We start from the raw sequence: 24,172 nt of genomic DNA on the forward strand, positions 1-24,172 counted from the left end.
GTCAACTCGCCACGGAATACGCCGGATTCGTACCGTTGAGCATTGCTCAGCGGCTGCCTAGGCTCGGCACGCACCGCCGCACCGCGTGGAGTCGAGCCGCAGCCCGCCAGGAGCCCGGATGAGCTTCAACCTCGCCACCATCCTTCGTGAGTCCCGCCGGAACCACCCGGACAAACCCCTGTGCCACCTCGGCGCACTGACCGTCACCTACGCCGGGGCCGACGAGGTCTCCGGCCGGATCGCCGCGACCCTGCGCGCGCGGGGCCTGGCACGCGGTGACGTGGTCGCCGTCCACCTGCCCAACGTGCCGGAGTTCCTGTTCGCCTACTTCGGCATCCTCAAGGCCGGCCTGGTGATGGTCCCGCTCAACCCCCTGCTCAAGGCCCCCGAGATCGCCTACCACCTCACCGACTCCGGGGCCCGACTGCTCCTGACCCACGAGGAGTTCGCCGACGAGGCGGTCAAGGGCGCCGAACTCGCCGGCGGCGTACCGGCGTACGTCGTCCCGCGGCCCGGCAGCCCCCGGCGGATCGCCGGCACCCGGCCCTACGACGAGCTCACCACCGCCGACGACACCGGCGTGATCGAGCCGGCCGGCGCCGACGACACCGCCGTCCTGCTCTACACCAGCGGTACCACAGGCCGCCCCAAGGGCGCCGAGCTCACCCACTTCCAGCTCTACATGAACTGCACCGTCACCGGTGAGCTGTTCGGCTGCCGCCCCGACGACATCGGCCTCGCGGTGCTGCCGTTCTTCCATGTCTTCGGCCTGTCCAGCGTGCTGAACATGGCGGTGCGGTACGGCGGAACGCTCGCGCTGGTCCCGCGGTTCGAGACCGGGGCGGTCCTCGACGCGCTCGAACGGCACCGCTGCACGCTCTTCGCCGGCGTCCCCACCATGTACGTGGCACTGCTCCAGGCCGACACCGCGGACCGGGACCTGACCGCGCTGCGCGTCGGGGCCTCCGGCGGCGCCCCGATACCGGGCGAGATCATCCGGGCCTTCGAGGAGAAGTTCCCCGGCGTGGCGGTCCTGGAGGGCTACGGCCTGTCCGAGACGGCCAGCACCGCCACCTTCAACATCAGCCCCGAGCAGCGCAAGGTGCTCTCCATCGGCAAGCCGATCTGGGGCGTGGAGGTGCGGATCGCCGACGACACCGGCGCCGCGCTGCCGCCCGGCCCCGACCACGTGGGCGAGATCCTGATCCGCGGCCACAACGTCATGAAGGGCTACTACCGGCGCCCCGAGGAGACCGCCGAGGCGCTGCGCGACGGCTGGCTGCACACCGGGGACCTCGGCTACCAGGACGACGAGGGCTACTTCTTCGTCGTCGACCGCAAGAAGGACGTGGTCATCCGCGGCGGCTACAACGTCTACCCGCGCGAGGTCGAGGAGGTCCTGTACGCCCACCCGGCCGTCGCCGAGGCCGCGGTCGTCGGCCGCCCCGACGACCGGCTCGGCGAGGAGGTCGTCGCCGTCGTCGCACTGCGCCGCGGTGCGCACGCCACCCCCGGGGAGCTCACCGACCACTGCCGGCAACAGCTTGCGGCGTACAAATACCCGCGGGAGGTCCGGATCGTCGACGCGCTGCCCAAGGGGCCCACCGGCAAGATCCTCAAGAAGGAGCTGCGCGACCGGTGACGCGGGTCGACTCCGCGCTCGGCCCGGTCGACGGCGCGGCACTGGGACGCACGTACGTCCACGAGCACACCGACTGAGTGGCACCACCTCCACATCGGCGAGGACGTGCTGCCGTACGTCCGGGCCCGCGGGGTGACGGAGGAGCAGATCACCACCATGCCCGTCGACGATCCGCGGCGGCTCTTCGAGGGCCCCGGAGCCTGACCACCGACTGAACCGCTCGACTGCCTGCGTCTATGTCACTGGCATATGCCAACGACCCCCGTCGTCATGCGTATACAGAAAAGCGGACATACTATCAAAAAGCGTCCGGATTGACCCTGTAGGACGGTTGGCGTCCGTCCGGTCACGGGAGGAGGCGGTTCTCATTGAGCCGCATACACCGCCTGATGACCACGTACGTCATCCTCGTGATCCCGCCCACGGTGGTCTACCTGACGGTCCCCGCCGCGCACACCTTCACCTGGGCCGCCATCGTCCTCGGCAACGTCTGGGCCGTCATCGCCGGCATCCGCATGCACCGGCCGGCCCACGCCTGGCCCTGGCTGCTGCTCGCCGCCGCGAACGTGGCCTTCACCGCCGGTGACACCACGTACAACGTGCTCAACACCTACCTGCACCAGCAGAACCCGTTCCCGTCCCTCGCCGACGTCTTCTACCTGGCGACCTACCCCCTGTTCGCCGCCGGGCTGCTGGGCTTCATCCGCTACCGCCGGACCGGCCGCGACGTGGCGAGCCTGCTGGACGCGATGATCCTCACCTCCGGCCTGGCCCTGCTCTCCTGGAACTACCTGATCAACCCGTACACCACGGCCCCCGACATGACGTGGGTGCAGCGCACCATCTCCATCGCCTATCCGCTCGGCGACGTGCTGATGCTCGCGATGCTCGCCCGGCTGCTGACGCCCGGCTCCGTACGGACCCGCGCCATCCAGTTCCTCACCCTCGGCACCTTCGGCATCCTCTTCTCCGACGTCCTGTACGGGCTCCTCCAGCTCCAAGGGGTCTGGCAGGTCGGCACGCCGATGGACCTGGGCTGGGTGGTCTTCTTCACCGCCTGGGGACTGGCCGCACTGCACCCGTCCATGGTGGAACTGACCCAGCGCACCCCCGTCCGGCAGGCCGGTATCCACCCCCGGCGGCTCGTCGTGCTCGCGCTGGCCTCGCTCATCGCCCCCGTGCTGCTCATCCAGGAGGCGGTCCGCGGCGATCTGCACGACGTACCGGTGATCGCGGTGTTCTCGGCCGTGCTCTTCCTGCTGGTGTTCGCCCGGCTGTCCGGACTGGTCGTGGTGCACCTGATGGCCGTGACCCGGGAACGCGGCCTGCGGGTGACGGCCGCCGCGCTGGTCTCCACCTCCGGCGTCGAGGAGATCGCCCACTCGATCCGCGGAGCGGCCGGACCGCTCTTCGGGACCGAGGAGGGCTACGAGGTCGCCCTGCTGACCCTCGCCCCCGGCGGGAGCCGGCTGCACGCCGTGCCCACCGCCGCACGGCCGCACGCCTGGACCATCGACTGGCAGGACGAGCCGGCCGACGCCTGGCGCTCCCGGTTTCTCGCCCACGAGGCCCAGATCGTGCCGGTCGCCGACCTCGGCGCGCAGGCCGCCGCGGAACTCGCCCCCCTGCCGAGCGCACTGCTGTGCCCCCTGGCCGTCAGAAACGGCCCCGCCGGCGACTCCCTGATCGGCGCCCTGATCGTCGCCGGCACCGAGAAGAGCCTGGCCGAACGGTGGGCCTCCTGCGAGACCCTCGCCGCGCAGGTGGCCCTGGCGATGGAACGCGTCGCACTCGGCCAGGAGATCAACCGGCGCAACAGCGAGGCGTACTTCCGCACCCTCGTCCACAACACCTCGGACGTCATCCTCATCCTCGACGACGACAACACCATCCGCTACGCCAGCCCCTCCGCGGAGGGCATGTTCGGCCGCACTCCGCTCGACGGGGTGCGCCTCGCCGAGCTCATGACCGAACAGGACGGCGAACGCGCCGTGCGCGCCCTGGCCCGGATGCGCGACGACGACTGCCAGGACAGCCGCGACGCCTGGCAGGTACTGCACCGCGGCGGCGCACGCATCGACGTCGAGGCCCGGTGCAGCAACCTCCGCCACGACCAGACCGTCCACGGCCTGGTCCTGACCCTCCGCGACGTGACCGAACAGCGCAAACTCGAACGCGAACTCACCCACCGCGCCTTCCACGACGCGCTCACCGGCCTGCCCAACCGGCTGCTCCTCCTGGACCGGATCGAGCGCGCCCTGCTCCGCGGCCGCCGCGACGGCACCACCCCCTGCGTCCTCTTCATCGACCTCGACGACTTCAAGGTCGTCAACGACACCAGCGGCCACTCCATCGGCGACGAACTGCTGATCGCGGTGGCCCGCCGGCTGACCGGAACGCTGCGGGCCAGCGACACCGCGGCACGCCTGGGCGGCGACGAGTTCGGGGTGCTCATGGAAGGCGTGCGCGAGCCCGCCGACGCCGAGGCACTCGGCGAACAGGTCGTACAGAACCTCAACCAGCCCTTCCGGCTCTCCGAGCAGATGGTCAGCACCTCCGCCAGCGTGGGCATCGCCACCGCCCAGGACAGCGCCGACGCCGAGGAACTGCTCGGCCACGCCGACCTGGCCCTGTACGCGGCGAAGGCGGCCGGCAAACGGCAGTGGCGCCGCTACCAGGCGGCGCTGCACACCGGCATGGTCGAACGGCACGAACTCCGGGCCCGGTTGGAGGGCGCACTGGACGCCGAGGCGTTCGACGTCCGCTACCAGCCCATCGTGGAGATCGCGACCGGCGCGCTCGCCGGCTTCGAGGCGCTGGCCCGCTGGCCGCACGCCCGGCGCGGCTCGGTGACACCGCATCAGTTCATCGCGCTCGCCGAGGAGACCGGCCACATCATGCCGCTCGGCGCCTGGGTGCTCCACCAGGCCACCGCCAACCTCGCCCGCTGGCAGCGGCAGCTGCCCCGGGCGGACCCGCTGCACATCAATGTGAACGTCTCCGCCCGCCAGTTCCGCGACCCCGGATTCCTCGACGAGGTACGGGCCGCCCTCGGCGCCACCGGCGTCGCCCACGGCTCCCTCGTACTGGAGCTGACCGAGACCGTCCTGATGCATTCGGACGAGCAGATCCGCGCGGTGATGCGGGAGCTCAAGGACCTCGGGGTGCGGATGGCGATCGATGACTTCGGCACCGGCTTCTCGTCGCTCAGCTACCTCCGGGAATTCCCCATCGACCTGCTGAAGGTGGACAAGTCGTTCATCGACGACATCGGTGTCGACACCCAGCAAGTCGCCCTGGTCGAGGGTATTGTGCGCATCGCCGACACCCTCGGTCTGCAGGTCATCGCCGAAGGCATCGAAGAGGACGTGCAACGCGACCGGCTCCTGGCCATGGGGTGCCGGTTCGGGCAGGGCTATCTGTTCGCCCGCCCCATGACGGTGGACCAGGCGGAACAGCTGCTGCGGAGCACGGCCGAGCGCCGTACTCCGTCCCTGGCCGGCAGCGCGGCGACCAGCCCGGTATCCCGCCGGACCACCGCACCCTCAATCCCACAGCGCACCGGCACCCGCCGGTCCGGGGCGGAGGAGGATCACGTGCACAAGGCACTGAGGACAACCGGCGGAGCACGCCGCGATCCACGGTGGGGCGAGCTCGAACGCCTGCGGCAGAACAACCCCATGTGCGACGCGGTCATCGACGAGGTGGACGGCCGGCATGTGCGCAGCGGCGACCACTGGCTCATCGACTTCGCCTCCTGCAACTACCTGGGCTTCGACCTCGACCCCGAGATCATGGCCGCCATCGAACCGCAGGTCCGGCGCTGGGGCACCCACCCCAGCTGGTCCCGGCTGATCGGCAACCCCCGGCTCTACCCCGACATCGAGGAACGGCTGACCGCACTGCTGCACGCCCCGGACAGCCTGCTGCTCCCGACCATCACCCTCATCCACGCCTCCGTGATCCCGGTACTCGGCGGCGAGGGACACATCTTCGTCGAGGCCCGGGCCCACCGCACGGTCTACGACGGATGCCTGGTGGCCCGCGGACAGGGCGCCACCGTGCAGCGCTTCCACGCCGACCGGCCGGACGAACTGGAGGTCCTGCTGCGCGCCGCGCCGCGCGGAGCCTCCCGCCTGGTGTGCCTGGACGGCGTCGACAGCATGACCGGAAACATGCCCGACCTGCCGCTCCTCGCCGGCATCTGCCGGCAGCGGGACGCCCTGCTCTACATCGACGACGCCCACGGGTTCGGCGTCATCGGCGAGCACCGGGCCGACGAGACCTCCCCCTACGGCAGCCGTGGCAACTGCATCGTGCGGCACCTCGGCGAGACCTACGACGGCATCGTCCTGGTCGGCGGCTTCTCCAAGGCGTACTCCTCGCTGCTGGCGTTCCTGGCCCTGCCGACCTGGTTGAAGAACCACCTCAAGGTCGCCGCCGCGCCGTACCTGTACTCCGGGCCGTCCCCCACGGCGTCGCTCGCCACCGCGCTCGCCGGGCTCGACGTCAACGACCGGCGCGGGGACGACGTCCGCGGCGCCCTGCACCGCAAGACCGCCCGCGTCCTGGACCACCTCTACCTGCTGGGCATCGAGACCCCCAACGAAAGCGGACTGCCCATCATCGAGCTCCCGCTCGCCCACGATTCCGACCTGGGCGACGTCGGCGTGTTCATGTGGGACCGCGGCATCTACGTGACGCTGGCGGCGTACCCCCTCGTCCCGCGCAACCGGGTGGGCATCCGCATCCAGATCACCGCCGCGAACACCGACGACGACATCGGCCGCCTCAACGAGACGCTCTCCGCCCTGGCCGAGCGGTTCGAACTCCGGCAGAGGACCTGAATGCGCGTCATGGAGGATGCGGGCCGGGCCCGCAGGGTACGGCTGCTCACCCCGCTCGCGCACCGGGACTTCCGGGTCCTGTGGATCGGGATGAGCATCTCGTTGGTGGGCGACGGGGTGCTGCTCGTCGCACTGGCCTGGCAGGTCTACACACTGTCCGGGTCGCCCGGCGCGATGTCCGCGGTCGGGGTGGCACGGGCCGTTCCCCAGGTCGCCCTGGTGCTGCTCGGCGGTGTGGTCAGCGACCGCTTCGACCGCCGGCGCACCATGCTGATCAGCGACCTCGTCCGCTTCTTCTGCCTGCTCACGCTGACCGCCCTGGCCGTCGGCGACGCCCTGGAACTGTGGCAGCTGATCGTGGTCGTCATGGTGTACGGCGGCGCCGCCGGATTCTTCCCCCCGGCGTACGACGCCGTCGTGCCGACCCTCGTGCTGAAGTCCGAACTCGTCCAGGCCAACGCCCTCGACCAGTTCGTCCGCCCGGCCGCCGTGCAGATCGGCGGCACCGCGCTGGGCGGCGTCCTGGTCGCAAGCATCGGCACCGCCGGGGCGTTCGCGTTCGACGCGCTCACCTTCGCCGTGTCCGTCGGCTGTCTGCTGTGCATCCACCCCAAGCCGCCGCCGGCCGGCGCCCGCGGATCGCTCTGGGCCGACCTGCTCAGCGGCCTGGCCTACGTCCGCGCCAACAGCTGGCTCTGGGCCACCTTCGTCTCCGCCACCTTCGCCTACCTGCTCTTCCTCGGCCCGGCCGAGGTGCTGCTGCCCTACCTGGTCAAGCACGGGCTGCACGGCTCCGCCGCGGACCTGGGCGTGGTGCTCACCTGCGGCGGGCTGGCGTCCGTGCTGGTCGCCCTGGCCGTCGGCCAGACCGGCGTGCCGAGCAGGTTCATCACCTTCGTGTACGTCTCCTGGACGCTGGCCACGCTCGCCGTCGCCGGGTACGGCCTGGCCACCCACTCCTGGCAGCTGGCGGTCGCCTGCGCCGCGGTCAACGGCTTCGAGACCGCCGGCCTGGTCGCCTGGGCCACCGCGAAACAGCGGCTCGTACCGGGCGCCCTGCTCGGCCGGGTCTCCAGCGTCGAATGGTTCGTGTCGATCTCCCTGCTGCCGCTGTCCTACGCGCTGGCCGCGCCGGTCGCGGCCGCCGCCGGCGTCCGGGCGACCCTGATCGGCGCCGGCGTCCTCGGCGCCGTCGTCACCTTGGTCTTCCTCTATGTGCCCGGCGTGCGCTCGGTGGACCGGGGCGGTGCGCCCCGCACCGCGAAAGAGGGCACATGAACGAGCCCGCCGAGCACCCGCGGGGCCCCGTCCGCAACGACGACGCCGACTGGGACCACTGGCCGGTCCTGGACTACCTCGCGGAGAACTACCGCGAGATCCACCCCTGCGACGCGGCCGTCATCCGCCACCATTCCGCCTTCTACCGCCGGTTCGCGCCCGGCAGCATCGCCCGCTCCCTGGAATTCGGCGCGGGCCCCAACCTCTACCCGCTGATGCTGGCCGGCGCCGCCAGCCGGCAGGTGGACGCGGTCGAGCGGAGCGCGGCCAACGTGGCCTATCTGACCGGCCAGCTCAGCCACGGCCCGGACGAGAGCTGGCAGGCGTTCTACGCCTTCTGCCGCGAGCTGGACCCCGCGCTGCCCCCGACCGTCACCGAGGCCCTCGCCCGCGTCCGGGTCCTGCACGACGACGTCCGGACCCTGCCGGCCGGCCGCTACGACCTGGCGTCGATGAACTTCGTGGCCGAGAGCATCACCGAGGACTTCGAGGAATTCGCGCAGCTCTGCCGCACGTACATCGCCACGGTCCGCCCGGGCGGCCACCTCGTCGCCTCCTTCATGGAGAACATGCCGACCTACCGCATCGGCACCGCCCCCGAATGGCCCGGCTGCCCGGTCGACGCCCCCGTCATCCGCGAGGTGTTCGCCCCGTACACCGACGAGCTGGCCCTCACCCACGTGGGCCCCGATCCCACCCGCCCCGACTACGGCGACACCGGCATGGTGCTGCTCCGCGCCCGCACCGTCGTCGCACCGGACGGAAATGCGGAGGCGGGCATGCGGGACGACCGGGCATAATCGGTCAACTGTCGCCCTCCCCGCCCCCGGAGCCCGCCACGTCCGCCGAACCGTCCGAGCCGTATTCCCCGCCGCGCCCGCTGACCTGGGCCGAACTCGACCCGCAGCGCCACCCGTTCACCTTCGACGCGGCGGAAGAGGCCGCCGTCACCGCCCTGATCAAGGAGTACGTACCGCCGGTGCGGTCCGGCATGGACGGGTGGTGGCAGGGCGAGCGCTGGTGCGAGCGCCATATCGACCGGATCTTCCTGGAGCGCTACGGGCCGTGGGCCCGGCACTGGAACTGGACCGTCGGCGAGGCCGGGGGAGTGGTCGGCAGCTGGTGCTGCGGGCCCGTCTCGGTCACCACTCCCGACGAGACCGCCGCCCGGGCCGTCGCCGCCCTCCTGGAGTGGCGGGACTGGCTGGCGGAACTCGCCGCCCGCTTCGCGGAGTTGGCGCCGCCCCCGAGCGCGACCCCCGAGGAGCGCAGCTGGCACCTGGAGCGGGCGGCGGTCCGCCTGGTGACCCTCGTGCTCGACCGCACCGGCGCGGAGAGCGGCTGGTACGGGCAGTGCCGGCTGGCGCTGGAGTGGTTCCTGACCGCGACCGGGATGGACCCGGCGGCGGCCGGAGCGGCGGTTCAGGAGGCCATCGGCGGGCGGTTCCACAGCTGGGTCACGCCCGGCCCGACGCTGATCGACTCGGTCGGCGAGGACCTGGCCGTCGGACTGACCGGCCGGCCGCCCTACCGCGACCACCGGGAGCACGCCCACCTGGAGGAGTCCCATGACCGCCGGCACATCCGCCACTGACGCCGAGGCGCCGGCCACCGACACCGAGGCGCCGGCCACCGACACCGAAGCGCCGGCCGCGGCCCCCGACGCGACGGCCTCCTGGCGCCGGACCAGGGCGCGGGTCGACTGGGCACACACCGGCGCGTACGAGCCCACCGGCCCCGTCGTGCCGGGCACGGACGGCTTCACCGCCTGGTGCGAGGGCCCGGTCCGCCGCCGGGACCCGGTCCGCGCCGGACGGCTGCGGTCCGCCTACGCACTGGCCCGCGCCGACGCAGCGGGCCACGCCCCGCTCACCTTCGGCCTGTTGGCCGGCTGGCAGCGCCTGGTCCTCGGCACCCCCGACGCGCCGTTCCGGACCGGCGACGCCCACGCCAAGAACGGCCGCGAACGCTACCCGCTGACCCCGCACACCCGCGCGGACCTCGCCCGCTGTCTGGCCGACAGCGACGAGCCGGACGTGCCGCTGCCCGCCCGCGCCGCCCGGACCTACCTCGACGTGGCCTTCCACCACCCGTTCACCGACGGCAACGGCCGGGCCGCCCTGCTCGCCCTCACCTTCGTCCTGGCCCGCGGTGGCGTCGTCCTGGACGAGGTGGGCCCCCTCCAGACCACCCGTTACGCCGACGACCCCGAGGGCGCGGCCGACCTCGCCGTACTGGTGGGGATACTGGCCCGGGCCGCCCAACGCCGCGCGGCCCGCCCCCGGGTCCGGCCCGACCACCACCGCGCCCCCACGAAGACCGCCGCCGTGAGCACCAGATAGCCCAGCTCCAGCACCGCGGCATGCGCCGGGGCGACGCTCGCCGACCAGCCCGCCGCGCGCTCGCGCCCCTCGAACACGACCCGGTTGACGCTCAGGAACGCCAGATGGGTACCGATCGCCGCCCACAGCGGCGCGCGGCCCGGCACGGTCCGGGCGGCCACCAGCGTCATCCCGAACACCGTGAGCAGCACCAGATACGCCCACGGGTCCTGGCCGGCCGGCGTCGGGCCCACCGCCGGCGGGTCCCCGCCCACCGCTCGGGCCGTACCGGCCTGCACCACCGTGGACGCCGCCGGCACCAGCAGGAACACCCCCGTCGTCCCCAGCGCCGACAGCACCCCGCCGAACCGGCCGCGCAACGCCGCCCAGGCCTGCCCGCGCAGCGTCGTCTCCTCCGGCAGGGCCTCCAGCAGCAGCGCCACCAGCGCATTGCCCGTCAGGAACGCCGCGAAGGCCGCCGGGTCGAGCCCGGACCACCGCACCCACCCGGCCGCCGTGCCGGCCCCGAGCACCAGGGCGGCACATGACACCGTGACGGCCAGCCCGCCCAGGAAGGCCCGGACCGCCGCGGCCGGCGGCCCCGCGCCCAGCCGGCCGTTCCCCGCCCGCCGCCCGGCCGACCGCAACGCCCGTACGCCGCCCACGGCCAGCCCGCTCACCAGCACGGCGGGCAGCAACTGCCGTGCCCAGCCGTCCAGTTCGAGCCACCGGGCCAGCCGCCCACCCAGCGCATTGCCCACCCCCAGCGCGACCGCCATCACCGCACCGCCCAGCAGCGCCCGCCCCCACGCACCCCACCCCGACACCGCCGGGCGCGCCCCCGCGGCGCGGCTCCCCCTGCCCTTCGTGTCGCTCTTCGTCTCCGCAGCCCTGGCCATCGCCTCGCGCTCCCTTCACGGCCGGCGGGTGTCTCCGGGACGTACGGATGCCCGCGCCGCCGGCGGCAACGCGGCAGCCGGGCGGGCGCCACGCGAACGCCCGGGCAAACCCTCCTGCGGGACGACCCGGGGCGGGCGGGAGCTACATCCCCCGGCGGTCACCCGTGGTGCGGCGGTCGTAAGCCGTCCGCGGGAGTCGTAAGCCGTCCGCGGGAGCCGTCGGAACCGGAGCCGTCGGGAGGGGGCGGCGACCGAGTGGGTGGCGGTGGTCAGGCGACCTTGGCGCAGATCATCGTCCGGCCGTCGTAGACGTTCCAGGAGTAGCGGTAGTGACCGGGATCGACGGGACAGGCGTTGGTGCCCGACGAGGCCGACAGGACGGCCGTGATCTGCATGATGTAGTTGAAGCCCCGCGGCACCTTGTCGGCGTTGCAGTTCCACAGGGTGAGGAGGTTCGCGCCGCCGGGCCGGTCGCCGTTGGCCTTGGCGAGGAAGCACTCGCCGTTGCGGAACTGCCGCTCCACACACAGATTCACGGTGGAGTAGTCCTCGGCGGAGTGCCACCAGCCACCGCGTCCGCCGCCGGACGGACAGGTCCCGGAGCTGGCGACGCGCGCCACCCGCAGATAGGCGTTGGCCGCACCGCAGTTGACCCGTTGCGGCATCGTACGGCTCCAACTCCCGTAGCCGTTCTGGTACGCGTCCAGGCAGTCGCCGGCCTGCACGGCCGCGAAGGCCTGGTCGACCGGGCTGGGCGTCCGGGTCGAGGCAACGGGCGTGGGCACGCCGCCGCTGCCGCCGCTGGTGGAGGTCCCGCCGGACGACCCGCTCGACGAGCTCTCCGACGAACTTCCCGAAGTCCCCGAGGAACTGGACGACATCCCGCTCGACGATCCACTCGTCAGCCCGGAGCCGAGCCCGCTCCCGCCGCTGGTGTACGACCCGCTCGACGAGCTCCCCGAGGCGCTGCTGGACGAACCGGACGACGAGCCGGAGGTCTCGGCGGCCTTCCACGGCTGCCAGAAGAACACCGTGAACGCGATGAGGGCGAGCACCAGCCAGCCGCACCCGCCGGACGAGGAACTGCCACCGGAGGAGCTGCCACCGGAGGTGGTCGCCGGCTTCGGTGTGGTCTTCGCCGCGGGTTTCGGCGTCGGCTTCGGCGCCGGCCTCGGCTTCGGTGTCGGCTTGGGTGTCGGCGTCGAGGCGGGTGCGGGCCTGGGCCTGGGCTTCGCCTGTCCGGGCTTGGGCCTGGGCCGGGCCGTCGGCCCGGGCCTTGGCGGTACGGGCTTCGGCTTCGGCGCCGGCGTCTGCTGTGCTGCCTTCGGCTTCGGTTTCCGCTCGGGCTTCGGCTTCGGTTCGGCGGCGCGCTCACGGTCCCGCTGCTCGGTGTAGACCCGGGTGGGCCCGGGCGGCGGCACCGCGCGGGTACGCGCGTCGAGGGTGAGAGCCTCCGCACCGCCCTCCGCCCGCAGGTGGCGTCCCTGGGCCTCGTACTCCTGGATCAGCGCGGTCCACCGCGGCGGCAGCCAGCGTTCGGCGCGGCGCGAGGTCGGTACCCGCTCCAGCCCCTCCTGGAACTCCTGCAGGACGTCGGTGGGGCGGGGCCGCTCGGCCGGGTCGATGGCCAGGCACGGGCGGATCAGCGAACCCAGTTCCTTGGGCAGCCCGGTCAGATCGAGATCCCCGCGCTGGACGACGGCCAGCAGCCGGATCATGTCGCCGGTCTCCGGGTACGGCGGGCGGCCGACGGCGAGATGGAAGAGGGTCGCGCCGAGCGAGTAGACATCGGAGGCCGCGGTGGAGGGCTCGGCGCGCGCCTGCTCGGGCGAGGTGAAGGCGATGGTGCCCAGCGTCAGCGAGGTGCGGGTCAGGTCGTAGGCGTGCGAGATGCCGAAGTCGATCAGGCGCGGGCCGGACAGCGGCAGCAGGATGTTCTGCGGTTTGACGTCCCGGTGCACGATGCCCTCGTCGTGCAGGGTGACCAGGGCCTGTGCGGTCCCCGCCGCGATCCAGCGCACGGCCGTACCGGGCAGCCGTCCCGCGCTGCGGACGAGTTCGGACAGCGACGGCGCCGGTATGTACTCGATCGCCATCCACGGCAGCTCGGCGTCCGGGTCGGCATCGAGCACCCGCGCCGTGAAGGGGCTCTCGATCCGCCGGGCCAGCGCGACCTCGCGGGCGAACCGCCGTCGGTCGGTGTCGCTGACCGCGCCCTCGGCGAGCAGCGTCTTGACGGCGACGAGCGATCCGTCGGCCGTGGACCGCCCCAGATAGATCCGCCCCATGCCGCCCGCACCGAGCCGCCCCAGCAGCCGGTAGTCGCCGAGCCGCCGTGGGTCGTCGCCGAGCGGCCTGATTCCGATACCGGTCATGCCGTGCCCCCTGGTCCCCCTGCCATAGCACTGGTCAAACCCTGCCACGTAGAAGGGAGTTGAGGAAGTCGAAACAGGGGAGTCGAGGAAGCCGAAACCGCCTGCGGACCTTGACCTCAAGTTGACTTGAGGTTCTACCGTGGGCGCGTTGTTGATCACCGAAGGGACGCAGGAACCGGAGAAGGGACGTAGGCACCATGGAACACGAGGGGACCGCGGCACTCACCAGCTATTCACCGGAGGAACTGGCCGCCCAGCCCATCGGCGCGTGGACCGGCGAGGCGTATCGCCGGGTGGTCGGTGCCCTGCGCGCGGAACTGGCCGTGGAGGACCTCACCCAGCCGCACTGGTGGACCCTCAACCACGTCGCCGGGGCGCCCGGCACGTGGACCCGCACCACGCTGACCGAGCGGCTCGGACCGTATGACGACCTCGGCACCGACTTCGACGCCGTCTACGACGACCTGATCGCCCGGGGGTGGCTGACCGAGGACGCCGAAGGCATGACACTGACCGAGGCGGGCGAGGCCGGACGGCTGCGCGCCCACGAGCGCAATCTGCGGGTCCATCGGCGGACGCATGAGGGCATCGACACGGCCGACTTCGTGACCACCATCGACGTCCTGCGCCGCATGGTCGCCAATCTGGGCGGCAACGGCGATCTCCCGTGATCGTTGTGCTCTCCGGTGGCACCGACCGCCCGCCCCAGGACGGTGGTGCGCGGTCGGCGCCGCGCACGCCCCTGATTCCCGGCGCGAGGAGACAGTCCCGATGGCCCCTGCCCACCACGACGGCGGCTCCGGTCCGTCCGCACGGATGACCCGTTTCGACGACCTCTACGACCAGCCGGACCCGCGCTCGTACTTCCGTGTGCTGGGCGCGCTGGACTACCGGACACCGCACCACGCCCAGGGCGTCTTCCGCCGCCTCCTGCGCGCCGCCGTCGCCGCCGCACCGGAGGACCGCGCCGCCGACGAGCGGCCCGCGACCGTCCTGGACCTCTGCTGCTCGTACGGCATCAACGCCGCCCTGCTCAACCACGACGTCACCCTGGCGGAGCTCACCGCCCACTACACCTCGGCGGAGGCGGCCGGCCTGACCACCGCCGAACTGATCGAGCGGGACCGGGAGTTCTACGCCGCGCGCCGCCGCCCCGACGCGGTGCCCGTCGTCGGCATCGACATCGCCGCACCGGCCGTCGGGTACGCCCGCGCGGCCGGACTGCTGGACGCGGCGTTCACCGAGAACCTCGAGACCGCCGAGCCCGGTCCGGCGCTGCGCCGGGCCCTTGGCGGTCTGCGGCTGATCACGGTGACCGGCGGCGCGAGCTTCCTGTCCGCCCGTACCTTCCGCGCGCTGCTGGCGCCGGACGCGGCGCGGGACGGCGGCCGGGACCTGCCGTGGGTGGCGGCCTTCGTGCTCCGTACCGGCTCCTATCGGCCGATCGCCGACGGCCTGGCCCGGCTCGGTATGACCACCGAGAAGGACGACACCCGGACCTATCCGCAACGCCGGTTCACCGACGCCGACGAGCAGAAGTACGCCGTGGCCGCGGTGACCGCGGCCGGTGATGATCCGTCAGGCAAGGAGGCGCTCGGCCACTTCCACACGGCCCTGTACGTCTCCCGGCCGGCGGCACAGGCCGCCGCCCAGCCGCTGAGCGCCCTGCTGCCCACCCCCTGACCGTACATCTCGTGAATCAGTAGCTGTGCACGGCACACGTTCTGCGTTCAATCCATTGACCCCGTGCCGCGGCGTCGCTTAACTGCCGTACGCCATCAGCGGGTTGAGTCGCCACGCCGATGCATGTCGGCGCTGTGCCCACGCAGCGAGGAGTCGCGGTGTCCGGTTCCGGATCGATCAGCCGTCGTCACATCTTCAAGGCATCCGCCGGGGCCGCGGTCCTCGTGGGGACGGGTGCGGGCAGCCCCCTCCAGGTGCCCACCGCCGCGGCGGCACCCCGTACCGCGGCGCGCCCGCCCCGTGACCCGCAGACCGAACGCCGGGTCCGGGCACTGCTGGCGAAGATGACCGTCGAGGAGAAGTTCGGACAGCTCCAGCAGCTGACCTGGCACGCCGACACCGGGCCGGGCGACGGCCAGAACAAGGAGTGCGCCGAACTCGCCGCGAAGGGGCTGCTGGGCTCGGTGCTGAACCTCACCGGCGCCAAGAAGTGCAACGACCTCCAGCGCGCGGCCGTGGAGAGGTCACGCCTGGGCATCCCGCTGATCTTCGGCCAGGACGTCATCCACGGCTACCTCACCACCTTCCCGATACCCCTCGCCCAGGGCAGCAGCTTCGATCCCGACGTGGTCACCGCCGACGCCGGGACCAGCGCCCGCGAGGCCGCCTCGCAGGGCATCCACTGGACGTTCGCGCCCATGGCGGACGTCAGCCGGGAGCCGCGCTGGGGGCGGGTGGCCGAGGGCAGCGGCGAGGACCCGTACCTGACGGCGAAGATGACGGCCGCCAAGGTGCGCGGGTACCAGGGCGCGGACTACGCCGCCAAGGACCGGATCGCCGCCTGCGCCAAGCACTTCGTCGGCTACGGCTTCCCCGAGGGCGGCCGCGACTACAACACCGCCGACCTCTCCGAGCGGCGGCTGCGCGACGTCTGTCTGCCGCCCTTCCAGGCCGCCGTGGACGCCGGCGTCGCCACCGTCATGGCCTCCTTCAACACCGTGGGCGGCGTCCCCGCACACGCCAACCGGCACACCCTGACCGACATCCTGCACGAGGAGTTCGGCTTCGACGGCTTCGTCGTCGGCGACTACACCGGCGTCCAGGAACTCATCGCGCACGGCATCGCGGCCGACGGCGCCGACGCCGCCCGGCTCGCCCTGGGCGCCGGCGTCGACATGGAGATGGTCTCCACGACGTACGCCCGCAACGGCAAGAAGCTGCTCGCGGAGGGGAAGATCAGCCGCGCGCGGCTGGACGACGCGGTCGCCCGGGTGCTGCGCGTCAAGTTCCGCGCCGGTCTCTTCGACCACCCCTACGTGGACGAGGCCGCGGAGATCACCGCACCGAGCGCCGCGGCCCGGGCGGCGGCCCGGACCGCGGCCGCCCGCTCCATGGTCCTGCTGCGCAACGAGAAGAACACCCTGCCGCTCTCCACCGGCACCGGCTCGATCGCCGTCATCGGCCCGCTCGGCGACGACACCAAGGAACTGCACGGCACCTGGGCGGGCATCGGCGCCGCCCTCTTCCCCGCGGTGTCCGTCCTGGACGGCATCCGGCAGGCCGCCCCGTCCGCCACCGTGCGCTTCGCCCGCGGCTGCGCGGTGGAGGGCGACGACACCGGGTCCTTCGACGAGGCGGTCGCCGCGGCCCGGGCCGCCGACACCGTGGTCGCCGTGGTGGGGGAGAAGGCCGCACAGAGCGGCGAGGCGGCCGCCCGCAGCGACATCACCCTGCCCGGCGTCCAGGCGCAGCTCGTGGCGAAGCTGGCCGCCACCGGCAAGCCCCTGGTCGTCGTGGTCCTCTCGGGCCGTCCGCTCGTCCTCACCGGCGTCGCGGACCGCGCCGACGCCGTCCTCCAGGGCTGGCACCCCGGCATCGAGGGCGGTCACGCCGTCGCCGACCTCCTCTTCGGCAAGGTCAACCCCGGCGGCAAGCTACCGGTGACCTTCCCCCGCTCGGTCGGTCAACTGCCGCTGTACTACGCCCACGAGAACACCGGCCGCCCCTTCGACCCGGACAACAAATACACCTCGAAGTACCTCGACCTCCCGCACACCCCGCTCTATCCCTTCGGCCACGGCCTCAGCTACACCACGTTCGCCTTCTCCGGCCTGGAGCTGTCGGCGGAGGTCCTGCCGGCGCGGCGCGTCACCGACGGCGGCGCGACGGTCCGGGCCGCCGTACGGGTCGAGAACACCGGCAGCCGCGCCGGCGACGAGGTCGTCCAGCTCTACCTCCGCGACAAGGTCGCCAGCGTCGTCCAGCCGGTCCGCAGGCTGGTCGGCTTCTCCCGCATCCATCTGGAGCCGGGGGAGCGGCGGACGGTCCGCTTCACCCTCGGACGACAGGAACTGGGCTTCCACACCAACGATCCGCGCGGCGAATTCCGCGTCGAACCGGGCGAGTTCGAGATCTACGCGGGCAACAGCTCGGAGGCCACCCTGAAGACGGGCTTCACCCTGACGTGAAACCGGGACCGGGACCGGAATCGGGACCGGGACCGTGAACCGCCGGTGCGTGAGGCACCGGCGGTTCGCAAGTGGTTCCTGCCGGGACGCATGCTCCGCCACGGCCGTGGACAGCCTCTTGACGCAGCTTGGTCGCGCCTCGACACTCAAGGGCGGGAACCCTGGCGAACAGGTGGGAATCATGGGGAATGCAGGGCTGGGCATCGCTCGCGCGGACGGCGCGATCCAGCCGCTCCCCGTTCTGACGTCGCGTCGCCACATCGATCTGCTGCGCGTCTGCAGCGCGGCGAGTTCCCTCCGTCGAAGCCGGTAGGCCGGTAGACCGGCAGCCGGCGGTCCGGTGAGCCGGTGGACAGCGGCCCGGCCGCGTCGTACGTGCGGCAGTTCGTGCCGTGGTCTCGCGGTCGTCGTATCGCCGTCGTCGTACTCGCCTTGCTGTCGTCGCATCGCCGTACGTCTCGCGCACCTTCCGCGCCCCTTCACAGCACCCGGATCCCAGGGAGTCGTATGTCCGCCCCGTCCCAGACCGTCGTCCCCTCCCTCCGCGGCAGGATCGGCGGTGACGCCCGCAGCGGCCACTACCCCGTACCGCACCGCTATCGCCTGTATCTGACGCCGTCCTGTCCGCAGTCCCTGAGAATCGCCGTCACCCACGGCCTGCTCGGCCTCGGCGAGGTCCTCCCGGTGACGCTGCTACCGGCCGTCCCCGACGGTCCGGAGGGCGAATACGCCGCCCTGCGCCCGCTGTACGAGGCCAGTTCGCACCAGCACCCCGGCCCGGCGGCCGCGCCGGTCCTCAGCGACGGCTGGACCGGCCGGATCGTCAGCACGCACGCGCCGGACATCCTGCGGGACCTGGCCGAGCAGTTCCGCGGCGACGGCCCCGAGCTGTACCCGGCGCGCGCCCGCGACGACATCGAGGAACTCGCCCGGCTCTGCGAGCACGACCTCCACGAGCCCGCCCAGCGCGCCGGCCGGCTCGGCATCGGCAACGCCGGCCACCAGGAGGCACTGGACGCCCTGTTCCGGGCGCTGGACGCGCTGGAGGGGCGACTGGCCGGCCGGAGCCACGTACTGGGCGGCGAACCCACCCTCGCCGACGTGCACGTGTGGGTGTCGCTGGTGCAGCTCGACACCGTCCACCGCTGGCATCTGGACGCCGCGGCGGTGCACCGCATCGCCGGGTACCGGCGGCTGTGGGCGTACGCACGCCGGCTGGCCGCCCTGTCCGCCGTCGGCCCCCACCTCGATCTGGACGGCATCGCCCGCCGGCACCACGCGCGCTGCCAGGGGCAGGAGGCCGCCGGGGCGGCGGTGCAGATCGTGGACTGGGCGGCGCACGTCCCCGCGACCTGCGCCTCGCTTCCGACTCAACCCACGGGTTGACGCCGCCACCCGGGCCCCGCACGTACGCTTCCTTCGTCGAAGCGGCGGGGTGCCGGGAAGGAGCGGATGACGGTGCGTGTACTGCTGGGGATCGCCGGTGCGGTCATCGTGCTCGGGGTGTTCTCCTCGGTGCTGCATTCCCTGGTGATCCCCCGGCCGACGCCGTCCGGCCTCGGCCGGATCGTCCAGCGGCTGGTCCACCGGCCGTTCCGGCTGCTCGCCGACCGTCTGCCGAGCGCCGAGGCCAAGGACCGGGTGCTCGCCCCGATGGCGCCGCTGGCCATCGTCGTCACCCTGATCACCTGGCTGGGCTGCTTCCTGGTCGGGTACGCCCTGCTGGAGGCGGCGGTGAGCCAGTTGGGCGTCAGGGGGGCGCTGACCGAGTCCGGCTCCTCGCTCTTCACCCTCGGTTTCGCCAGCGGCGACCGCGCGACGCTGAACGCCATCGACTTCTGCGCCGCCGTGACCGGCCCGATCGTGATCGGGCTCCAGGTGGGCTATCTGCCTGCCCTCTACGGCGCCTACCAAAGCCGGGAGACCGAGGTGACGCTGCTGCAGGCGCGCGCCGGAAGCCCGCCGTGGGGCCCCGAGATCCTGGCCCGCTACGCACAGGTGGAACTGCTCGACAACCTCACCGATTTGTTCCGCACCTGGGAGCGGTGGAGCGCCGGGGTGAGCGAGAGCCATACGACCTACCCGATCCTCATCCACTTCCGTTCGCCCAAGGCGACCCGCAACTGGCTGATCGCCCTGCTGTCCGTGATGGACGCCGCGGCCCTGCGGCTGGCCTTCAACCCCTCCCAGCCGCAGACCGAGGTCCGGATGGCGCTGCGCGCCGGCTTCATCTGCCTGCGCGAGATCGCCACCATCGAGCGCATCGCCCACGACCCGGACCCGCACCCGGACGATGCGTTGCAGCTGACCTACGAGGAATTCCTGGGAGGCGTCGAGCGGATGGCTGGCCAGGGGTATCCGATGGAGCGCACCCCCGAGGAGGCCTGGCCGCACTTCCGCGGCTGGCGGGTCAATTACGAAGCGCTCGTCTATCGCCTGGCCCGGGACATCGAGGCGGTTCCGGCCCCCTGGTCCGGTGCTCGCCGCAGGGAGGTGACCATCCGCACCCCGCTCACCCCGGTCGACCGCCGCCCGGTTACCAGTGGGTAAGTTGGCTGATCATCGCCTCCCGTGAACTGATCACGCGCCCATACGCTCTCGTCCACCGCAACCGGATGGGTGTCACCGTGGCACGGCGGTCAGATTTCCGATGGAGCATCGATGGCGCGATCCCGCCGTACCCCCCACAGGCCCCACGGCCGTCGGCGCAGAGCGACAACTGCCTTACTCATCACGGCACTTGGGCTCGGCGGCGGCCTGGCCACCAGTCCCGCGTCGGCGGCGCCGGCTCCCAGTCACCGGACCGCTGCCCCCGCCACGGCGCAGCTCGCCCACCCCTCGTTCCGGCTGGGCGACATCCCCATGAAGGACGGCACCGTCCTCAAGGCCGATGTGTTCACCCCCGCCCCCGGCACCCCCGGCGCCGACCGGAAGGGCCACTACCCGCTCATCGTGCAGCCGGCCAGCTGGGGGCAGAACGACCTGGAGTACGTCGCCCAGGGCAAGCAACTGGCCGCCGCCGGCTATATCGCTGTCACCTACACCGTGCGCGGCTTCTGGCGCTCCGGCGGTGAGGTCGACGTCGCGGGGCCCAAGGACGCCTCGGACATCTCGTCGGTCATCGACTGGGCCCTCGCCCACACCCCGGCCGACCGGCAGCGCATCGGCATGGTGGGACTCTCCCTGGGCGGCGGTCTGACCCTGATGGGCGCCGCCTTCGACCCCCGGATCAAGGCGGTCGCCGCCATGAGCGGCTGGGGCGACCTCACCAACTCCCTCTACAGCGGCGGCACTCGGCACCTCCAGGCCGCCGCCCTCCTCGCCGCGATCCAGGCGCCCACCGGCCGCCGCAGCCCCGAGTACGGTCGGATGCTGGCCGCCCTCTTCGCCGGCCGGGACATGCCCAAGGTGGTCCGATGGGCGGACGCCAGGTCCCCGGCCACCTACGTGAACCGCATCAATGCCCACGGCACGGCCGTCTTCCTCGCCCACGCCTGGGGCGACAGCTTCTTCAACCCCAGTCAGCTGACCGCCTTCTACCAGCGGCTGACCGGCCCCAAGCGGCTCGAACTCCGCCCCGGCGACCACGCCACCCAGGAGCTGACGAGCCTGCTGGGCCTGGACAACCCGACCTGGCGGAGCGCCCGCCGCTGGCTCGACCAGCACCTCATGCGCACCGGCCGCAGCCGCGGTCCGCGGGAGTCGGTGGACCTGGAGGTCCGGCCCCACGGCAGCCACGAGAGCTACCCGAACTGGCGTGCCATCAGTTCCCGTACCGCCCACCTCCGTCTGGACGGTCCGGGCCCGCTGGAGACCGGCGCGCTCGGCGGAACGACGGCCGGAACCGGCTGGCGGAAGTCCGTCGTCGGCGGCACGGATTCGGGCGCGGACGGCGGCGTCGCCCTGCTCGCCGGGGCGCTCGACCAGGTCGCCGCGCTGCCCCCGACCGTCCTCGTCCCGTTGCTGCCCCGCAGTTCGGCCGCCGTCTGGCAGTCGGCGCCGTACGCCGCGGCGCAGCACCTCCGCGGCGCCGCACGGGTGCACACTCAGGTCACCGCCGCCGCGCCGGAGGGCACGGTGTTCGGCTATCTCTACGACGTCAACGCGCTGGGCGTGGGCAAGCTGATCTCGCACGCCCCGCAGAGCTGGTCCGGCAAGAAGCCGGGCCGCGCCTTCCCGCTCGACGTCTCCCTCTTCACCACCGCCTACGACCTGCCCGCCGGGCACCGGCTGGCACTGGTCCTGGACACCAAGGACCCGATGTACGGCGGCCGTACGCCACGGGGCAGCACGGTGTCCTTCGGCTCCACGACCGCCGACCCGGCCGAGCTGGCGCTGCCCTTGCGCTGACCGGACCCGCCGCGGAACCGGCCGACCGTACGGGCAGCCGACGGCCCGCAGGCGCGTACTGCGGGCCGTTGGGGGCAACCCTGGCCAGGGTGCGCGTGGTGTGTGGCATCAAGAATTGCAGGGTGCAAGGGTTGCCTGCGGGCCGTCACCGGGCCGGCCGGCCGTCCGTCTCCCGGGTCCTTTCGGCCTGCCGCCCGGTGACCGCACGCCCCGCGGGCAACCAGTTGCATCAGGCACTTACATAACCGGCGGATGCCTCGGGAGCCGCTCCCGTCAACTGCTCCTCAACAAGTCACCGCCCCGCCCGCCGCCCCCGCGGACCCCCGCCTAACTCCCTGACCTGCGACTTTACGTGCCCCAGTCACCGGCTCGCCGAGAGCCGTAGGGGACACCCCCTACGGGAAGGCAACGAAGGCTCCACCCGGATCGGACGCCGCGAACCGCACCAGGGGTACCGCCGCCGGAGCCCGCCGCCGCCGTCCGATGAAAGCGGCAGACGGCAGGCGTAGGCTGGCCGGAACGCCGCAAGTGCGATGGAGGCGGCGCATGACCGACCCTTACGGATTTCTTCGGACACCGCGGCGGCCCGTTCCGCCGCGACCCGTCGAGGAGCGGCTGAACGACTGGCACGAGGTCTACGCGGGCCAGGCGCTGCTCCCGCTCGTGTCCGAGCAGGCGAGGCGCTGCATGGACTGCGGCATACCGTTCTGCCACAACGGCTGCCCGCTGGGAAACCTGATCCCCGAGTGGAACGCGTACGCCTCACGCGGCGACTGGCGGGCCGCCGCCGAGCGGCTGCACGCCACGAACAACTTCCCCGAGTTCACCGGGCGGCTGTGCCCGGCACCGTGCGAGGACGCCTGCGTACTGGCCCTCAACGCCGATCCGGTGACGATCAAGAACGTGGAGCAGGCCATCGCCGACGAGATCTGGGAGCGCGGCTACGCACCCCCGCACCCGCCGCACCGGCTCAGCGGGAAGACCGTCGCCGTCATCGGCTCCGGCCCCGCGGGGCTGGCCGCGGCGCAGCAGCTCACCCGCACCGGCCACACCGTCGTCGTCTACGAACGCGCCGACCGCCTCGGCGGACTGCTGCGCTACGGCATCCCCTCGTTCAAGATGGAGAAATACCAGATCGACCGCCGGATCGAGCAAATGCAGGCGGAGGGCACCAAGTTCCGCACCGGAGCCGAGGTCGGCGGCGAGCTGGACGCCCGTGAGCTCCGGAGGCGGCACGACGCGCTGATCATCGCCGTCGGCGCCGGGGAACGGCGGGAACTCCCGGTGCCCGGACGGGAGTTGACCGGCATCCACCAGGCCATGGACTATCTGACCTTCGCCAACCGCGTGGTGGAGGGCGACTACCCGACACCGCCGGTCACCGCCGAGGGCCGGCATGTGGTGGTCGTCGGCGGCGGGGACACCGGTTCGGACTGTCTGGGCACCGCACTGCGCCAGGGCGCGTCGTCCGTGGTGCAGTTGGACATCAACCCGGAGCCGGGCCGCGAACGGACGGAAACCCAGCCCTGGCCGATGTATCCGAAGGTCTACCGGATCTCCCACGCCCATGAGGAGGCCCGGGGCCGGGCCGGCACCGATCCGCGGCTGTTCTCCTCCGCCACTCTGGCCTTCGAGGGGGACCCGGCGGGCCGGGTGTGCGCGCTGCACCTGACCGAGGTCGAACCGCAGGCCCGGCGGCCGCTGCCGGGCAGCGAAAAGGTGTTGCCGGCGGAACTGGTCCTGCTCGCCCTCGGCTTCTCCGGCCCGGAACGGGACAGCGGTCTGCGGACGCAGTGCGGGCTCGCGCTCGACGACCGCGGCAACTTCGCCCGCGATGGCGGCTTCGCCGCCGAGAGCGCCGAGGGTGCCGACGCCGTCGACGGGGTGTTCGTCGCCGGCGATGCGGGCCGCGGGCAGTCCCTCGTGGTCTGGGCCATCGCGGAGGGCCGCGCGGCGGCGGCCGCCACGGACCGCTACCTCACCGGTACCACGACGCTGCCGGCACCGGTGGGCGCCCACGATCGCCCCTTCGGGGCGTGAGCGGGACGCTGCGCTTTGCGGCGCCTCCCACGTACTTGGCCGTCCCGCCGCGGGGGTTTCTCGCCGTTGCGCTTTGCGGCGCTCCGTACGTACCTGTCTGTCCCGCCGCGGGGCGTCTCGCCGTTGCGCTTTGCGGCGCCGCCCACGTTTTTGTCTGCGGCGCCGTGGTGGTTGCTCGCCGTTGCGCCTGCGGCGGGCTGGGTTGTTGTTGGGTGCGGTGACGGTCCTCCGGGGCCGGTTGTGTGGACTGCTTCGCTTTACGTCCACAC

Annotated in this window: 14 protein-coding genes and 2 pseudogenes; 14 read left to right on the top strand and 2 right to left on the bottom strand. The window is 72.5% G+C overall.

Translation table 11 applies throughout. The features are described 5' to 3' along the window. Positions 1-118 precede the first annotated feature (118 nt). The 7 genes and pseudogenes from ACFV1J_RS17035 to ACFV1J_RS17065 all read left to right on the top strand — a co-directional run. Positions 119-1,642: a long-chain fatty acid--CoA ligase gene (locus ACFV1J_RS17035; RefSeq protein ID WP_385858786.1), complete on the top strand. Its 1,524-nt coding sequence runs from the start codon at positions 119-121 to the stop codon at positions 1,640-1,642. Between the two features lie 51 nt (positions 1,643-1,693). Further along, a pseudogene (locus ACFV1J_RS17040) lies at positions 1,694-1,846 on the top strand (hypothetical protein); the annotation flags it as partial. Between the two features lie 185 nt (positions 1,847-2,031). Then, on the top strand, positions 2,032-6,489 hold the full coding sequence (locus tag ACFV1J_RS17045; protein WP_385858788.1) for an aminotransferase class I/II-fold pyridoxal phosphate-dependent enzyme: 4,458 nt from the start codon (positions 2,032-2,034) through the stop codon (positions 6,487-6,489). Between the two features lie 9 nt (positions 6,490-6,498). Continuing rightward, complete coding sequence (locus tag ACFV1J_RS17050; protein WP_385858790.1) at positions 6,499-7,767, top strand: MFS transporter; 1,269 nt, start codon at positions 6,499-6,501, stop codon at positions 7,765-7,767. Further along, positions 7,764-8,567, top strand: coding sequence for a class I SAM-dependent methyltransferase (locus ACFV1J_RS17055; RefSeq protein ID WP_385858792.1), 804 nt, complete (start codon positions 7,764-7,766; stop codon positions 8,565-8,567). The genes ACFV1J_RS17050 and ACFV1J_RS17055 overlap by 4 nt, the downstream gene beginning before the upstream one ends. A 179-nt stretch (positions 8,568-8,746) precedes the next feature. Beyond that, positions 8,747-9,361, top strand: a complete 615-nt coding sequence (locus tag ACFV1J_RS17060) for a hypothetical protein (protein WP_385858793.1) — start codon at positions 8,747-8,749, stop codon at positions 9,359-9,361. Then, positions 9,336-9,851 (top strand): annotated as a pseudogene (locus tag ACFV1J_RS17065) (hypothetical protein); the annotation flags it as partial. The gene ACFV1J_RS17060 and the pseudogene ACFV1J_RS17065, both read left to right, overlap by 26 nt. Before the next feature lie 110 nt (positions 9,852-9,961). Here the strand turns inward: ACFV1J_RS17065 and ACFV1J_RS17070 are convergent. Together ACFV1J_RS17070 and ACFV1J_RS17075 are read right to left on the bottom strand one after the other, a co-directional pair. Next, positions 9,962-10,987: a type II CAAX prenyl endopeptidase Rce1 family protein gene (locus ACFV1J_RS17070; RefSeq protein WP_385858795.1), complete on the bottom strand. Its 1,026-nt coding sequence runs from the start codon at positions 10,985-10,987 to the stop codon at positions 9,962-9,964. Positions 10,988-11,256: 269 nt separating this feature from the next. Beyond that, the gene (locus tag ACFV1J_RS17075) at positions 11,257-13,362 is read right to left on the bottom strand and encodes a serine/threonine-protein kinase (protein WP_385858797.1); all 2,106 of its coding nucleotides are present in this window, start codon (positions 13,360-13,362) and stop codon (positions 11,257-11,259) included. Between the two features lie 197 nt (positions 13,363-13,559). On the opposite strand from ACFV1J_RS17075, the gene ACFV1J_RS17080 reads away from it, so the two are divergent. The 7 genes from ACFV1J_RS17080 (at position 13,560) to ACFV1J_RS17110 (ending at position 23,903) form a co-directional block, all read left to right on the top strand. Further along, positions 13,560-14,033, top strand: a complete 474-nt coding sequence (locus ACFV1J_RS17080) for a MarR family transcriptional regulator (protein ID WP_385858799.1) — start codon at positions 13,560-13,562, stop codon at positions 14,031-14,033. A gap of 100 nt (positions 14,034-14,133) precedes the next feature. Then, positions 14,134-15,045 carry a hypothetical protein gene (locus ACFV1J_RS17085; protein ID WP_385858801.1) on the top strand — a complete coding sequence of 304 codons (912 nt, stop codon included), beginning with the start codon at positions 14,134-14,136 and terminating at the stop codon, positions 15,043-15,045. 344 nt (positions 15,046-15,389) lie between these two features. Further along, a complete protein-coding gene (bglX, locus tag ACFV1J_RS17090) occupies positions 15,390-17,513 on the top strand; it encodes a beta-glucosidase BglX (RefSeq protein ID WP_385858815.1) in 2,124 nt (707 codons plus the stop codon). 507 nt (positions 17,514-18,020) lie between these two features. Further along, complete coding sequence (locus tag ACFV1J_RS17095; RefSeq protein ID WP_385858803.1) at positions 18,021-18,899, top strand: glutathione S-transferase C-terminal domain-containing protein; 879 nt, start codon at positions 18,021-18,023, stop codon at positions 18,897-18,899. 66 nt (positions 18,900-18,965) lie between these two features. Continuing rightward, entirely contained in the window at positions 18,966-20,063 is a 1,098-nt protein-coding gene (locus ACFV1J_RS17100) for a hypothetical protein (protein ID WP_385858805.1), read from the top strand. Positions 20,064-20,174: 111 nt separating this feature from the next. After that, the gene (locus tag ACFV1J_RS17105) at positions 20,175-21,863 is read left to right on the top strand and encodes a CocE/NonD family hydrolase (RefSeq protein WP_385858807.1); all 1,689 of its coding nucleotides are present in this window, start codon (positions 20,175-20,177) and stop codon (positions 21,861-21,863) included. Positions 21,864-22,409: 546 nt separating this feature from the next. Continuing rightward, positions 22,410-23,903, top strand: coding sequence for a glutamate synthase subunit beta (locus ACFV1J_RS17110; RefSeq protein ID WP_385858809.1), 1,494 nt, complete (start codon positions 22,410-22,412; stop codon positions 23,901-23,903). The last annotated feature ends 269 nt before the right edge of the window (positions 23,904-24,172 follow it).

Origin of the sequence: Streptomyces sp. NPDC059649 (assembly GCF_042734445.1) — a bacterium.
In the GTDB taxonomy this organism is placed as follows: Bacteria; Actinomycetota; Actinomycetes; order Streptomycetales; family Streptomycetaceae; genus Streptomyces.